Source organism: Arthrobacter sp. E1SS-5 (genome assembly GCF_057073715.1).
The window spans coordinates 3527232-3541779 of sequence record NZ_CP172703.1; the positions used below are offsets into that span (position 1 = coordinate 3527232).

The following is a 14548-nucleotide window of genomic DNA, read 5'->3' on the forward strand; positions in this document are numbered from 1 at the left end:
GTGGATCAGGCGGGACTGAAGGAGGCAGCAACCGTGAAAACAGCCCAGCCGCGGAGCCCGGGCCAGTTGTACGCCGCCCACCTCCTGACGGACGGTCTTGCCCACTGCCTGACAGCGGCCCCGTCCCCTGCGTTCAGCTGGCAGTTGGAGCAGGACGAGGACGCCGATCCTGCCCTTGCACGGCAGACGGGCCATGAGCTCGAGGTCCGGGACGTCCAGGGCAGGGTGTTGTGGGGGTCCGGACAGGTGGCCTCCGCCGCACAGCGCGGTGTTCCGTACGGCGGCCCAGTGCTCGACAACGACGCGGACTACGCGTGGCGCGTGCGGATCCTGGACGCAGCCGGTGTTCCGGGCCCCTGGTCAGCGCTGCAGCCGTTCAGTACCGGGCTCGGCGACGAGTCCTGGCAGGCCGACTGGATGAGCCGTGTTCCGGGTGGCCGGGCGCCGCTGGAAATCCTGAACCAGTCGCTCCGCGTGGCTGGGTCGCCGTTCCTGCCCCTTCCCTCCCCTCCCCTTCGCACCTTCCGGCTTGAAGCGAGGCTCCGCCCCGAGATGGGCCGCGCCGGTTTGCTCCTGCGCAGCAGCGGCGCCGGAACGGGCCTGCTGTTGGAAATAGCCGCCACTGGCGAGGTGGTGCTCCGCCGCGCACCGAAATGGGAGATCCCCTTCCCCGCTACGCCGGACACGGAAATCCTGGCGAGCGCATCGGCAAGCGTCCAAGCCCAGGAACCGGGGACCGGGTTATGGCGGAACCTCATGGTCACGGACGACGGCCGGACCATCCGGGCAGTCCTGGACGGATTTGAACTGCTGGCCGTTGAGGAGCCCGCCGCCGCGGATGAGGCAAGCGTCCTTGCTTTGCACCAGGGCCCGCGGAGCCAGGCTGGGTACGCGGCGCTGCAGCTCACCGACACCACTCCCGGGCGGCCCGAAGCCCTGGTGTTTGACCACCGCTTCGACACGGAGAATGACCAGGGCCTTTCCTGCCTGGCGCAGTGGTCCCGGACCACGGCACACCGGCAGCCTGACGAATGGACTTTGTTCCGCGCTGCCCTCCAGCTGTCCGGAACAGTGCGGCGGGCGCGGCTCTACGTCGCCGCACACCACCACGCCCAGGTCTCCGTGGCTGGAACCCCCTGCCTGAACGCCACGTCATTCGGCTACCCGGGCGAGGGGTATTACGACGCCTCCGACATCACGGAAATCCTCGCCGGGCAGCCTGCTGGTTCGGCGGTCCCGGTGACGGCCCTGCTCCACTGGTACGGCCCGGGCCAGGGCCGGGCAGCGGGCGTGCCGGGCCTGCTGGTCCGGCTCACGGTGGACTACGACGACGGCCGCCGTGACGTTCTCCCCTCCGGTCCAGGCTGGTCCGGAGGGGAGGCCCCGTACCGCCAGTCGGGCTACCGCAACGATGAGGGTGACCCGGTCGAGCATCTGGACGGCCAGGCAGCTTCGTCGCTCGACCTCGCCGAGGACCTGCCCGCCGCCGTGGTCACCGGCCGCCACCCGTCGTCGGACTTTCCCCGACTGCACCCCCGCCGGACTACTCTTGCCGGAGAGTTCGTGGCTCCGCGGCAGTTCCTGACTGCCGATGACGGCACGATGGTGGCGGACTTCGGCCAGGTTCTTCCCGCCCGCCCGGAGGTGGATTTCCTGGACGGCGTCCCCGGGCGCACCGTGATGCTCCGGGCCGGCTACACCCTCCGCCCCGACGGCAGGGTGGACGCGGGAAAGACCTCAAGCCAGAACACGGACATGTCCTTCCCCTATACGCAGACGTCAGGGCCGCAGCAGTTCCGCGCCTCGGTGCACCTGGGTTTCCGCTACCTGGAATTGCCGGGCGTCGAAGCCGCTGAGGTGTCCCGGGTGGGTGCCCTCACCGTCCACGGCTCCCATCCGGGCGAGGGCAGCTTCAGCAGCTCGGATCCGGTCCTGGACGCGGTCTTCGGGCTGCTCCGCGACTCCGCCCTGCATGGCGTCCAGGAGCAGTTCGTGGACACTCCCACCCGGGAAAAGGGCCAGTTCCTGGCCGACGCCGCCAACATCTCCTATGCCACCATGGCGCTCTTCGGCGAGCACGCCTACACGGCGCAGGCGTTGCGGGAGTTCGCGTGGTCCGCCCGCCGCTACTGGACTTCCAGCAGCGAAAAGGGGCGCTACAACGCCGTCTATCCCAACGGCGACGGCAAGCGCGACATCCCCGACTTCTCCCTGATGCTGCCGGAATGGGCCGAGGAGTACCACCTGCGCACCGGGGACCTGGCCCTGGTGCGGGAACTGCTCCCCCACCTGCGCCATACGGCTGACTATGTGCTGGGGTACGTCCCGGTGGAGGGTCCGACGGCGGGACTGGTCACCACCCTGGGCGGCGGCTCCGGCCCCTACCTTCATGGCATCGTGGACTGGCCGGCACCCGGGCGGTTCGGCTACGACATGGAGTGCGCCGCCAGGACCACGGTCAACGCCCAGGCGTACTCGGCTCTGGTGTCCACGGCGCGGCTCTGCAGCGCAGCCGGGGACGAGTCCGCCGCGGTCGCCTATGCTGCGGCTGCACGCACCCTCGCCAACGCCATCAGGGCCCGCTTGCGGGTGGAGGGGGTCATGGTGGACGGGCTCCATCCCGATGGCACGCCCAGCCCCCACGCCTCCCAGCATGCAACCTCCTTCCCGCTGTCCCTCGGCATCACCGGCCCCGAATATACTGCCGCGGATGCCGGCCGGATCGCCGGAATGGGCATGCGGCAGGGGCCCATGACGGTGCACCGGCTGGTCCGGGCGCTGTTGGCGGTAGGCCTGACGGACGCCGTACTGGATCTCCTCACCGGCAAGGACCAGCCCGGCTGGGCTCGGCTCCTGGACCGGGGCGCCACCTTCACCTGGGAAGCCTGGGACCTTGAGGACGGCACCGACTACAGCCAGTCCCATGCCTGGTCCGCCTCGGTCGTCAAGGAGATCCTCGAACACCTGCTGGGCATCCGCTACAGTGCGCCGGGCGGCACAGAGGTGCTGATTGAACCACCTCTGTGCCGGCTGGAGCATGCCCGCGGCAGCGTCCCGGTGGGCAACGGATACGTGCGTGCGAACTGGCGGCGCCGCGGCGGCCTGGTGGAACTGGAGTGCACGGTACCGCCCGGAACCACTGCCACGGTCCGGCTGCCCGCCGGCACCTACGGGTTGAAGGGGCCCGGGACCTTAAGCGACCAGGGCGCGGATGCCGCCGTCGTGGTTTCCGCTGGGGAGGACGGCCACCAGGCGGGCGCCACCCGGGACTTCCGCGTGCACACCGGAACCTGGACGTTCACCCCGGCTTAAACCCTGGCCTGCCGCCGCCCGTGCCGCCACAGCAGCAGTCCCACCACGGCGGCGGAAAGCATGCCCAGGCCGCCGGTGGCCACCAGGCCGGCCCGGACGCCGAACTGTTCGGTCAGCCAGCCTGCCAAGAGGCCGCCGCACGCGTGGCCGCCCAGCAGGAGCGGCAGGTACAGGGCCATAACCCGGCCGCGGATTGCTGGACCGGCTTCGAGCTGGACTGCTGTGGCCGCGCTGGTGAGGAACAGCAGCGTCATCATGCCCACCACCACCAGCATGGCCACGAACAGCACCAGGGTGGGCATCAGCGCGGCCACCAGTTGTGAAAGACCGAAGAGGCCGGCCGCTGCCACGATGCCTTTGCGGCCCATGTTTCCCAGTCGGGCTGCCAGGAGCGCGCCGGCCAGGGCTCCAACGGCGCTGACGGTGTTGAACAGGCCGAAGCCTTCAACCCCGTTGTGCCACACCTGCTGGGCGAACGCGGCAAGGACCACCGGCCCGTTCATCCCGAACGCGCCCAGCAGCCCCGCCAGCAGGATGAGGAGCAGCAGCCGTGGCCGTTCGCGGACGTACCGGAACCCGGCGAGCATCTGCCCGCGGCCCCGTTCGGCGGGCGTACCGGGGTGCAGTTCGTGGAGTCGGACGGCGGAGATCAGGCCCAGCACCACCAGGCCAATCACCGCGTTCGAAGCGAAGGCGGCGGCCGGTCCGGCCTGGGCAATCAGTACGCCGCCGAGCGCCGGCCCGGCCATGGCACCCAGCTGCGACAGCGCGTTGTTTAGTCCGATGGCGGGGCGCAGCGCGGCATCGCCCACCACCTCGTTGACGAAGACCTGGCGGGTGGGCTGGTCCACCGCTGCCGTGACACCCAGGGCCACACAGCTCACGTACACAACCCAGACGGTGATGGTGCCGCTCGCCGCCCAGGCCGCCAGACCGATGCCCAGCAGCACGATGACGGACTGGCACACCATCATGATCCGGCGCTTGGGGAAGAGGTCCACCACCAGTCCGGCAAGCGGACCCACCACCAGCATGGGCAGGAACTGGAGGGCCACGGCGGCACCCACCGCTGCAGGGCTGCCAGTCAGCTGCAGCACCAGCCAGTCCTGGGCCAGGCGCTGCATCCACACGCCAAGGCTGCCGGCCAGCTGCATCGCCAGGAAGAGCCGGTAGTTGTGGTGTTTCAGGGGGTGGTACCAGCGGGGCTGGTTGATTCGTTCGGGTGCTGCCTGCGCGGGACGGGTGCGGCGGCCAGGCACAGTCAGCGCTTGGTGCGGCCGGAACGCAGCTTCACTGCTGCGGCGGCCAGGATGAGGGTTCCGGGGACCACGACGAAGAGTGCGGCGAGCATCCAGACGAAGACGACGGCGCAGAACAGGGCGGCAGCGAGCAGCAGCGATCCCGTCCAGTCGCGGAGGGAGATCGCCTGCCCGGCTTCGAGGGCCCGGCGCCAGGTGTCCTTGCCGGTGGGTCCTGCAGAGTCGGACCAGGCGGAGGCGGTGCGCAGCAGCACGATCGCGGCGCCGGAGGCAAGGATGAGCGTGGCAGGAAGTACCAGGCCGCGGCCCGGGAGCTGCCCCACCCATGCGAGCAAAAGGTTGAGGACAATCACGACGGCGGCTGCCGCCGTCGTGATTCCAAGTTTCCAGCTGCCGGGCAGGGCGGCCTTGAACAGCCCCCACAAGCCGCGAATGGAATCGTCCCGACCGTTCAGGTGCCGTTCCAGGTGGGCGGTCCCGGCGGCGTAGGCGGCCGGGATAGTGACGAGCGGGAGGGACAGCACCAGCACCAGCACCCCTGCCAGGAGGGTTTCGGAGAACAGGGCGAACCGGTTCACCGGGATAGGTTCGTGGCCGGAGGCGGGTGTGGTGCTGTCCATGACGCTCATTTTTCGTCCTTTGTTGCTTCTAGCCTTTAAGGCCCTGGGTGGAGACGCCTTCGACGATGTACCGCTGGAAGATCAGGAAGAAGATCAGCACGGGGAGCAGGGCCAGGACGGACATGGCGATCATCGCGCCGTAATCCGAGGACTGGGTCTGGTCCACGAAAAGGCGCAGGGCCAGCGGCAGCGGGTACTTGTCGGGGGTGTTCAGGTACAGCAGCGGGCCCAGGAAATCGTTCCAGCTCCAAATGAAGGAGAAGATCGAGGTGGAGATCAGGGCCGGCTTCATCAGCGGCAGCATGATGGAAATGAAGATCCGGGCGTGCCCGGCGCCGTCGATCCGTGCCGCCTCGTCCAGCTCCGTGGGCAGGCCGCGCATGAACTGGACCATGAGGAAGACGAAGAACGCGTCCGCGGCCAGGAATTTGCCGATCAGCAGCGGCACGTACGTGTCCACCAGGCCCAGCTGCTGGAACACGATGTACTGCGGAATGATCACCACGTGGAAGGGCAGCAGCAGCGTGGCGATCATCATGCCGAAGAAGATGCTGCGGCCGGGGAAGTTGATCCTGGCGAACGCGTAGGCGGACACGGACGCGGACAGGATGGTGCCCACCACCGCGCCCAGGGCCAGGATCAGGGAGTTGGTGAAGAACTGCAGGGTGGACACCCCGCCGATTCCGTCCATGGCCGTGACGAAGTTGTCGAAGCTAAAGTTGTTGGACCACAACGATGTGTTCTGGCCGCCGATTTCCGAGTTGGGCTTGAACGACGACGCGATCATCCACAAGCCCGGGTAGAGCACGATGGCGGTGAGGATCAGGGCCGCGGCGTGGAAGACCACGCTCTTGGCCCGCTTGGCGCCAACCGACTCTGATTTCGGGTTGTAGGCCGGGGTGGTGTCCGGAGTGGACTGGGTGGGGGTTGCCATGGTTGTCATCGTGAATCACCGCTGTAGTGGACCCAGGACTTGGACGTGCGGAAGAAGATCAGTGTGATGATGCCCACCACGACCACCAGCAGCCAAGCCATGGCCGAGGCGTAGCCCATCCGGAAGTCGCTGAAACCGCGCAGGTACAGGTAGAGGGTGTAGAAGAGGGTGGATCCGGCGGGGCCGCCTTCACCGTTGGAAATGATGTACGCCGATGCGAAGATCTGGAACGCGTGGATGGTTTCCATCAGCAGGTTGAAGAAGATCACCGGGGACAGCATGGGCCAGGTGATGTTGAAGAACTTCCGTACCGGGCCGGCTCCGTCCATCGACGCCGCCTCATACAGCTCACCGGGAATCTGCTTGAGCCCTGCCAGGAAGATCACCATCGGGGCACCGAACTGCCACACCGTGAGCAGGATGAACATTGGCATGGTCATGGCCGGGTTGCCCACCCAGCCACCCAGGTTGATCCCGAAGAAGGACAGCCCCTGGTCCACGGGGCCGGAATCGCCGAACATCGCCTTCCACACGATGGCGATGGACACGGACGCACCGATCAGGGACGGCGCGTAGAACGCCGACCGGTAGAAGCCCTGTCCGCGGCGCTTGCTGTTCAGCAGCATGGCCACCGCCAGTGCCGCCGCGAGCTTCAGGGGCGTACCGAACACCACATAGCCCACGGTCACGCCCACGGACTGGAGGAACCGTTCGTCCTGGAACAGAGTGGTGTAGTTATCCAGGCCAATCCATTTGGGCGGCTCAAACAGGTTGTAGTTGGTGAACGACAGGTACAGCGAGGAAATCATCGGCCCTACTGTCAGGGCAATGAATCCCAGCAGCCAGGGCAGCAGGAAGGTGTAGCCGGCACGGGCGTCCGCCCCGTTGCGCTTCGACTTGCGAAGCTGCACGGGGGCGGACGACGCCGAACGCCTGCTCAGGGTTGGGCTTGAAGTCACGAGTTCATTCCGTCAGTCGTGGGGACCAGGGTGGGCATGGCGGCAGGATCAGCCGTTTTGCTTGATGAGGTCTTCGGCTTCCTTGAACCAGGCATCGGTTGCACCGTCGACGGTGAGTTTGCCGTAGTTCAGGTCCGAGGCGATGCGCTTGAAGGAGGATTCAAGCGTGCCAAAGCCGACGATGGGCGGCTCCGGGGCGTCCTTGAGGTACTTCTCGATGGACTTTTCGTAATCGACCACCAGCTTGTCGGTCCCCTCGAAGGTAGTGCCGTCACGCTGGGTCTTGGAGGCAGGAACGCCGCGGGAGGTCTTGAAGATCTGGCCCACCTCGGGGTCATTGACCATGAAGTCGATGAAGCGGGCGGCTGCGTCCTTGAACTTTGTCTTGGCGCTGGCCACCATCAGCATGGAGGGCTTGAGGAACAGGCCCAGGTTGTCGGGGTCGTCGGACGGTACGGGAACCAGCTTGAGTTCCTTGGCGCCGCTGTCCCCCAGGTACCCGGCCATGAAGTTGTCCCAGGTCACCTCGGTGGCCGTGGCGTTGGACCCGAACGGCGACTTCGGTGCCAGCTGCGTCACCCGGTCCTCAGGGATGATGGCACCCGTGCCGCGCAGGTTTGCGGTGAGATTCCACCACTTCTTCAGGTCATCCTTGCTGAAGCCGAGCTTGCCGTCAGAGGTGAAGGCCTCGATCTTGTTCTGGCGCAGCCAGATGTTGAACATCCACCAGACGCCGGTGTAGTCGGTGCCGCCGTAGAGGGCGCCGTTGCTCTTGGTGCCCACCTGGGTCAGGAAATCGTTGAATTCCTTGTAGGTCCAGGTCCCGTCCGGTTCGGCGATTCCCAGCGGGGCCAGCTTTGCGGGGTCGTAGTAGACGGCGAAGGCATTGGTGCTGGTGGGGATGCCGTAGGTCTTGCCCTTGATCTGGCCGGATGGCAACAGGGACTTGTCAAAGGCTGAGGTGTCGATCTTGACCGTGCTGAGGTCCAGGAGCTGGTTGCGCTGGCCGTAGTCGCGCAGGTAGGACAGGTCCCACTGCATCACGTCGGGCAGGCCGCCGCCGGCAGCCTCGGTGGCGCGCTTCTGCCAGTAGCCGGCGAAATCGGTGAAGTTGCCGTTGACCTTGATGTCCGGGTTCTTGGACTCGAACAGCGCGATGGCCTTGCGGGTACGCTCGGCGCGGTCGTCGTTGCCCCACCAGGTGTAGTTGATGGTGACGGGCTTGTCCGCGGAGCCGGTCTGGCCGGACGAGCCGGCCCCCGACCCGCAGGCGGAAAGGGCGGCGGCAGATGCGGTGCCGATAGCCACGGTGGTGAGGAAATGCCTTCTGTTGATCACGGGAGCCTCCTTGCTCGATGAGTGTCGCCTTTTCGGTCTACAACGCGGGTAGTGAGCTGGCTTACACGGCTTCTGAAACGATACAATAGCGGCATTCCCACATTTGGGCAAGCGTTTTCCAAACGTCTGACCAATGGACCTGTCCCATCTTCCCAGCTGACAAAGGAGTCCCATGACACGGCAGGAAAACCCCGGACCGTCGAGCGTTTGGACCAAAGTCGAAGGTATCGCTTTCGGCGGCGACTACAACCCTGAGCAGTGGCCTGCCGCAGTCCGGCTCGAGGACCTGGATCTAATGCGGGAGGCAGGGGTGAACTTCCTCAGCGTGGGGATCTTTTCCTGGGCGCTGCTCGAACCGGCAGAAGGCCAGTATGACTTCGGGTGGCTGGACGAGGTGATGGACAACCTCGCCGGCATTGGAGTGAAGGTGGCCTTGGCCACCGCCACCGCCGCTCCCCCGGCCTGGCTGGTCCGCAAGCACCCGGAAATCCTGCCGGTCACGGCTGACGGGACCGTGCTGGGACCGGGCTCACGGCGGCACTACACACCGTCGTCGGCCGCTTACCGCCGCTACGCCACCGGCATCACCCGCGTCCTTGCCGAAAGGTACAAGGACCACCCTGCGCTGGCGCTGTGGCACGTGGACAATGAACTGGGCTGCCACGTCTCGGAGTTCTACGGCGAGGAGGACGCCGCCGCCTTCCGCGCCTGGCTGGAACGCCGCTACGGGAGCATCGAAGCGCTCAACGCCTCCTGGGGCACGGCCTTTTGGTCCCAAAACTACGGCTCCTTTGAAGAAATCCTGCCGCCCGCCGTCGCGCCGTCCACGCTGAACCCGGGCCAGCAGCTGGACTTCCAGCGCTTCAACTCCTGCGCGCTCGTGGACTATTACCGGGAGCTGGTGGCAGTCCTGCGCGAGGTAACCCCGGACATCCCGTGCACCACCAACCTGATGGCCTCCAGCGCCACCAAGTCCATGGACTACTTCGACTGGAGCAAGGATTTGGACGTCATCGCCAACGACCACTACCTGGTGGCGGCGGACCCGGAACGGCACGTCGAGCTCGCGTTCAGCGCGGACCTCACCCGGGGCATTGCCGGCGGCGACCCGTGGATCCTGATGGAGCATTCGACGTCGGCCGTGAACTGGCAGCCGCGCAACCAGCCCAAGATGCCGGGCGAGATGCTCCGCAACTCCCTGGCACACGTCGCCCGCGGGGCCGACGCCGTGATGTTCTTCCAGTGGCGGCAGAGCTTTGCGGGCTCCGAAAAGTTCCACTCGGCCATGGTGCCGCACGGCGGCCGGGACACGCGGGTGTGGCGTGAGGTGGTAGAGCTCGGCGCGGCCCTGAAACGGCTGGAGCCGGTGCGTGGCTCCCGCGTCCAGTCGCGTGTGGCCATTGTCTTTGACTATGAAGCGTGGTGGGCCAGTGAGATCGATTCGAAGCCCAGCGTGGATGTGAAGTACCTGGACCTGCTGCGGGCGTTCCACCGTTCGCTGGTGCTCCGCGGCGTCACCGTGGACATGGTGCATCCCTCCGCTTCCCTGGACGGGTACCACCTGGTGCTCGTCTGTACGCTGTACGCGGTCTCCGATGAACATGCCGCCAACATCGCTGCCGCGGCCGCGGCCGGCGCCACTGTCCTGGTCAGCTACTTCAGCGGAATCGTTGACATGCAGGACCACGTCCGCCTGGGCGGCTACCCGGGGGCCTTCCGTGAACTGCTGGGGCTACGGGTGGAAGAGTTCCACCCCCTGCTGGCCGGGAGGCAGCTGAAGCTGAGCGACGGGACGGTCTCCTCGGTCTGGAGCGAGCATGTCCATCTGGCCGGAGCCGAGGCCGTGCAGACCTTTACCGAGTACCCCCTGGAGGGCGTGCCCGCCCTGACCCGCCGGAGCGTGGGTTCCGGCGCCGCCTGGTACCTGGCCACCTTCCCGGACCGCGACGGAATCGACGCCCTCGTGGACCGGCTGCTGGCTGAGTCCGGGGTCTCCCCCGTTGCCGTGGCCGACGCGGGCGTGGAGCTGGTGCGGCGGCGCTCGGCCGACGGACAGGCATTCCTGTTCGCCATCAACCACACGCGGGAGGAGGCCTCTGTGGCTGCCAAGGGAACCGATCTCCTGACAGGCCAGTCCTTCGGAGGCACTGTCCCGGCCGGCAGCGTGGCGGTGGTCGCGGAAGGCTAGGCCGGCGCAGCACGCATCACGACACTTCCAGGGAAGTACGACGGCGGCGCCCTCCCGGGTGCCGCCGTTTCGCTAATGCAGGGGTCAGCGACAGACGCACGGTCCTGGGCAGCAGGGACAGCTTTTGTGCCTCTTTTGACGTTTTCCACATAGGAGGTACCGGCCGTCGGAATTGTCAGTGGGTGCTGGAAGACTTTGGTTATGGAAGCAGTTGTGGGGACGGCGGGATTACTGGAGGCGGAGCCTCTGGGGCTGCCTGCTGCCGGTGTGTTTCTGTTTCCACCCGCTGTTCCGGGAGTTGCTGCTGCCGCCCCTTCAATTGGTGATGTCCTGAGCCTGTTGGCCCGTGTTCCTTTGGCTGCCGATGGGGCGGGGATGATCGATCAGATCCGCGGGTTGGAGGACCTGAAGTGCCTGGCGGGTGCCCGCCAGGCCGACACCGCTGTTGCTTTTGATCTTCAGCAGCGGCGGGAGCAGGCAGCCGCCGGGGTCCCGGCCGCTGAGCAGGGTGCCGGGGTGGCGGCGCAGATCGCGCTGGCCAGGCGGGAGTCCCCGGCGAGGGGTTCCCGGTTGCTGGGCCTGGCCAAGGCCCTGACCGGGATGCCCCGAACGTTCGCCGCGTTCCGGTCCGGTTTGTTGAATGAGTGGCGGGCCACGCTGGTGGTAAAGGAAACCATCTGCCTCTCCCCGGAGGACCGGGCCGGGGCGGATGAGGAACTCGCCGCCGACACCGGCGCCCTGGACGGCATGGGCGACAAAGCCATCACCGCCGCCGTCCGGGCTGCGGCGTACCGGCGGGACCCTGCCTCGGTAGCGCGCCGGGCCGCGCGGGCCGTGGGTGAGCGGTGTGTGAGCCTGCGCCCGGCCCCGGACACCATGGCCTACCTCACCGCGCTGCTCCCAGTCGCCCAGGGGGTCGCCGCGTACGCCGCCCTGGCCAAGGACGCGGACAGTGCCCGGTTGGCCGGGGATGCCAGGTCGCGGGGTCAGGTCATGGCCGACACCCTCGTCGAACGCGTCACCGGCACCCCCGGCGTGATCAGCGGTGTGGAGATCCAGCTCGTCATGACCGACCGCACCCTCCTCCAAGCCGACGCCGAACCCGCACGGCTCCCCGGCTACGGCACCATCCCCGCAGCCCGGGCCAGGGAACTCACCCTCACCAACCCACCAACCACACGAACACCCGCCACGGCCGCAGACGCGAGGGCCAGTCATGCAGGTGTAGACGAAACTGCCAGTGAGGCAAGGGGCAGCGCGGGGGACCCGGAAGAACTCAGTCTCTGGATCCGGCGGCTCTACACCGCCCCCGGCACAAATGAGCTGGTGGCGATGGACTCCAAAGCCAGGCTGTTCCCCGCAGGTTTGAAGCGCTTCCTCCAGGTCCGGGACAACACCTGCCGAACCCCGTACTGCGACGCCCCCATCAGGCACCACGACCACATCACCGCCTGGCACAACGCCGGGCCCACCACCGCCGCCAACGGCCAAGGTTTGCGCGAAGCCTGCAACCACACCAAAGAAACACCCGGCTGGACCACACAACCAGTCCCCGGCCCACGCCACACCGTCGCAACCACCACCCCAACCGGCCACACCTACCACTCCACCGCCCCACCACTCCCCGGAAGTGGGCCGGCGAGACCGGACGCCGGGGATGGAAACAACACGTCGAGGAATGAGGGCCGGCAACTCCGTCGCGCTCTCTCGCGGGGAAGGCCAGCGGGCTCTTCCCCACGGCCACCAGGTGGGCCGCCGCGACCAACTGTCCAAGTATTGGGGCGCGTCATCCGGCCCGGCATGACCTGACCTGACGGCCAACTCCGTGTGGGTGCACTGACCAGCAGGCCTGTGGCAGGCAGGGCAGAGTGGCTGATACTGGACTGGTGATTCGACCAGCCCTGACGGCGGACCTCAGGCGCATCCAGGAGATCGAGACTGCCGCCGGTGAACTTTTCCGCACTGTAAACATGGATGCGATCGCAGATGACCCGCCGCCAACAGTGGAACAACTGAACGCGTATGTAGCCGCCGGGACCGCATGGGTGGCAACCGAGCCGGCGGGCAGGGTTGCCGGATACATCCTGCTCGAGACGCACGGCTGCTGGGCCCACATCGAGCAGGTCACGGTGCACCCGGAGCACGGCCGCCGCGGAATCGGAGCCGCATTGATCGTGCAGGTGGACCAATGGGCGGTGGAGCGGGGACTTGAGCGACTGTCGCTGACAACGTTCAGGGATGTGCCGTGGAACGCCCCCTATTATCAGCGGCTCGGCTTCCGGCATCTCCCCGGCACGGAGCGCCCCGCCTGGCTCCGCGGTGTTGTGGAGCGGGAGAAGCGGCACGGGCTGGCTTTGTGGCCGAGGACAGTGATGTCGCGCAGGGTCACCGCCGGGCCCTCCGCTTAAACAGCCCTGCCCCAGGAGGAACCACGTGGGTACCTTCCGGGGCAGGGCTGCCACCCGCCGTCGGACGCTTGGTATGGGGAGGCTTCCACCCGAGCCGCCCGGAGCCGTGTCGGCGGTGTGAAGACTTACTTACTGATGGCCGATTTCATCTCATCGGTTGCCTTCTTCCCTGCATCTTCCGGGGACAAGCGCTCAAAGAGAACTTCGGAGGTGTAGCGCTTGATGATTTCCTGGATGGCACCGGCGCCCTTCGGCGGCGGCGCGGGGGCCTCACCGAGCTCGTCCTTGATCTGGTCGATGAAGTTGACCACCTTGACGTCGGCCGGGGTGAGTTTCGGCTGGATGGCTGCCCGGACATCGGAGTTCGGGTATACGCCGCGGTCGGCCAGGAGGGCCTCGCCCGCCTTGACGTTGTTGGTCAGGAAGTTGATGAACTTTGCGGTTTCCTGAGGATGCTTGGTGCGTGAGGAAGCAGACCAGAACTGCGACGCCTTGTACCAGAGCTCTGCATCGGTGGCGGAGCCCGTCTTGGTGGGGAAGCGCAGGATCTTTAGGTCCCCGCCACTGGCCTTTTCCAAAGCAGGGGCCTGGTTGGACCACCAGAAGGCCATGCCGTTCTTGCCCGTCGCCAGTCCGCTCTGGTCAAGCGGGGCAGCCTCGGCCTCCACCACCTCGGACGCGGAAGGTACCGCCTTGTCCTGGCTGAGCTTCTTCAGGAAGGCCCACCACTCGGCAATGTCTCCGGGCTCAAAACCCAGCTTGCCGTCCGATGTGTACAGGGACTTGCCGTTCTGCCGCAGCCATACGCCCAGGGAGGCTTCGTCGGTTCCGTAGGCGGCCGCACCATAGGTTCCCTTGGGCGACTTGGCGGTGATGTCGGCGGCGATCCTGCCGAAGTCCTCCCAAGTCCACTTCGAGTCGTCCCGAAGCGCGACACCGGCGGCTTCGAAGACCTTCGGGTTGGCCAGGATGGTGGCGGCGTTGATCCCTGCCGCGATGCCCGTCAGGCCTTTCTCGCCCTTGCCCGCGTTGAGGGCAGCCTCATCCAGCTTCGATGTGTCGATGTCGTACTTGGAGAGGTCCAGGAGCGCGCCGCGGCTTGAGTACTCGGTGATGTACTTTTCGTCCATCTGGATGATGTCAGGGGCATCATTGGCCGCAACCTGGGTGGCCAGCTTGTCCCAGTAACCGCTCCAGTCTCCGAACTCCGGCTTGATCTTGATCTTCGGGTTCTCGGCTTCGAACTGCTTGATGGCTTCCTGCGTGAGCTGGGCCCGCTTGTCGCCGCCCCACCAGGAGAAGCGGAGCTCGACGGTGCCGTCCGCGTTCTGCGGGGCTGCTCCTCCACCGCAGGCGCTGAGGGCCATGACGGCGGCGACTGCGGCAGCAACGGCGCCGGCTTTACGGGTTCGGCCGTGGCGGCCGCGGCGCGGTGCGCCTGAAGTGGGTGCCCCTGCCCGCTGCTTTGCAGCAGCTGCAGGACGGGGGAAAAGCGGCACGGTGTACTCCGATCTTCTTTGATCCAGCTGC

The 14548-nt window shown here is 66.8% G+C and carries 10 protein-coding genes; 4 read left to right on the forward strand and 6 right to left on the reverse strand.

What is annotated here, in order from left to right; translation table 11 throughout:
* The first annotated feature begins 33 nt into the window (after window positions 1-33).
* Window positions 34-3312 carry a family 78 glycoside hydrolase catalytic domain gene (locus ACIGJD_RS16530; protein WP_483687111.1) on the forward strand — a complete coding sequence of 1093 codons (3279 nt, stop codon included), beginning with the start codon at window positions 34-36 and terminating at the stop codon, window positions 3310-3312.
* Here ACIGJD_RS16530 and ACIGJD_RS16535 read toward each other — a convergent pair.
* The 5 genes from ACIGJD_RS16535 to ACIGJD_RS16555 all read right to left on the reverse strand — a co-directional run bounded on the left by ACIGJD_RS16535 (window position 3309) and on the right by ACIGJD_RS16555 (window position 8422).
* Window positions 3309-4466, reverse strand: coding sequence for an MFS transporter (locus tag ACIGJD_RS16535; RefSeq protein WP_483689524.1), 1158 nt, complete (start codon window positions 4464-4466; stop codon window positions 3309-3311). The two genes, ACIGJD_RS16530 and ACIGJD_RS16535, sit on opposite strands and share 4 nt — an antisense overlap.
* A 107-nt stretch (window positions 4467-4573) precedes the next feature.
* The gene (locus ACIGJD_RS16540; RefSeq protein ID WP_483687112.1) at window positions 4574-5200 is read right to left on the reverse strand and encodes a Poxvirus protein I5; all 627 of its coding nucleotides are present in this window, start codon (window positions 5198-5200) and stop codon (window positions 4574-4576) included.
* A gap of 19 nt (window positions 5201-5219) precedes the next feature.
* On the reverse strand, window positions 5220-6134 hold the full coding sequence (locus ACIGJD_RS16545) for a carbohydrate ABC transporter permease (RefSeq protein ID WP_483687113.1): 915 nt from the start codon (window positions 6132-6134) through the stop codon (window positions 5220-5222).
* Window positions 6131-7084, reverse strand: a complete 954-nt coding sequence (locus tag ACIGJD_RS16550) for a carbohydrate ABC transporter permease (RefSeq protein ID WP_483687114.1) — start codon at window positions 7082-7084, stop codon at window positions 6131-6133. Before ACIGJD_RS16550 ends, ACIGJD_RS16545 begins: the two co-directional genes overlap by 4 nt.
* A gap of 48 nt (window positions 7085-7132) precedes the next feature.
* On the reverse strand, window positions 7133-8422 hold the full coding sequence (locus tag ACIGJD_RS16555; protein WP_483687115.1) for an ABC transporter substrate-binding protein: 1290 nt from the start codon (window positions 8420-8422) through the stop codon (window positions 7133-7135).
* A gap of 172 nt (window positions 8423-8594) precedes the next feature.
* On the opposite strand from ACIGJD_RS16555, the gene ACIGJD_RS16560 reads away from it, so the two are divergent.
* The 3 genes from ACIGJD_RS16560 (at window position 8595) to ACIGJD_RS16570 (ending at window position 13018) form a co-directional block, all read left to right on the forward strand.
* Window positions 8595-10610: a beta-galactosidase gene (locus ACIGJD_RS16560; protein ID WP_483687116.1), complete on the forward strand. Its 2016-nt coding sequence runs from the start codon at window positions 8595-8597 to the stop codon at window positions 10608-10610.
* 375 nt (window positions 10611-10985) lie between these two features.
* The gene (locus tag ACIGJD_RS16565) at window positions 10986-12419 is read left to right on the forward strand and encodes an HNH endonuclease (RefSeq protein ID WP_483687117.1); all 1434 of its coding nucleotides are present in this window, start codon (window positions 10986-10988) and stop codon (window positions 12417-12419) included.
* Between the two features lie 77 nt (window positions 12420-12496).
* On the forward strand, window positions 12497-13018 hold the full coding sequence (locus ACIGJD_RS16570; protein ID WP_483687118.1) for a GNAT family N-acetyltransferase: 522 nt from the start codon (window positions 12497-12499) through the stop codon (window positions 13016-13018).
* 125 nt (window positions 13019-13143) lie between these two features.
* Here the strand turns inward: ACIGJD_RS16570 and ACIGJD_RS16575 are convergent, their stop codons facing one another.
* Window positions 13144-14517 carry an ABC transporter substrate-binding protein gene (locus ACIGJD_RS16575; protein WP_483687119.1) on the reverse strand — a complete coding sequence of 458 codons (1374 nt, stop codon included), beginning with the start codon at window positions 14515-14517 and terminating at the stop codon, window positions 13144-13146.
* Window positions 14518-14548: the final 31 nt, after the last annotated feature.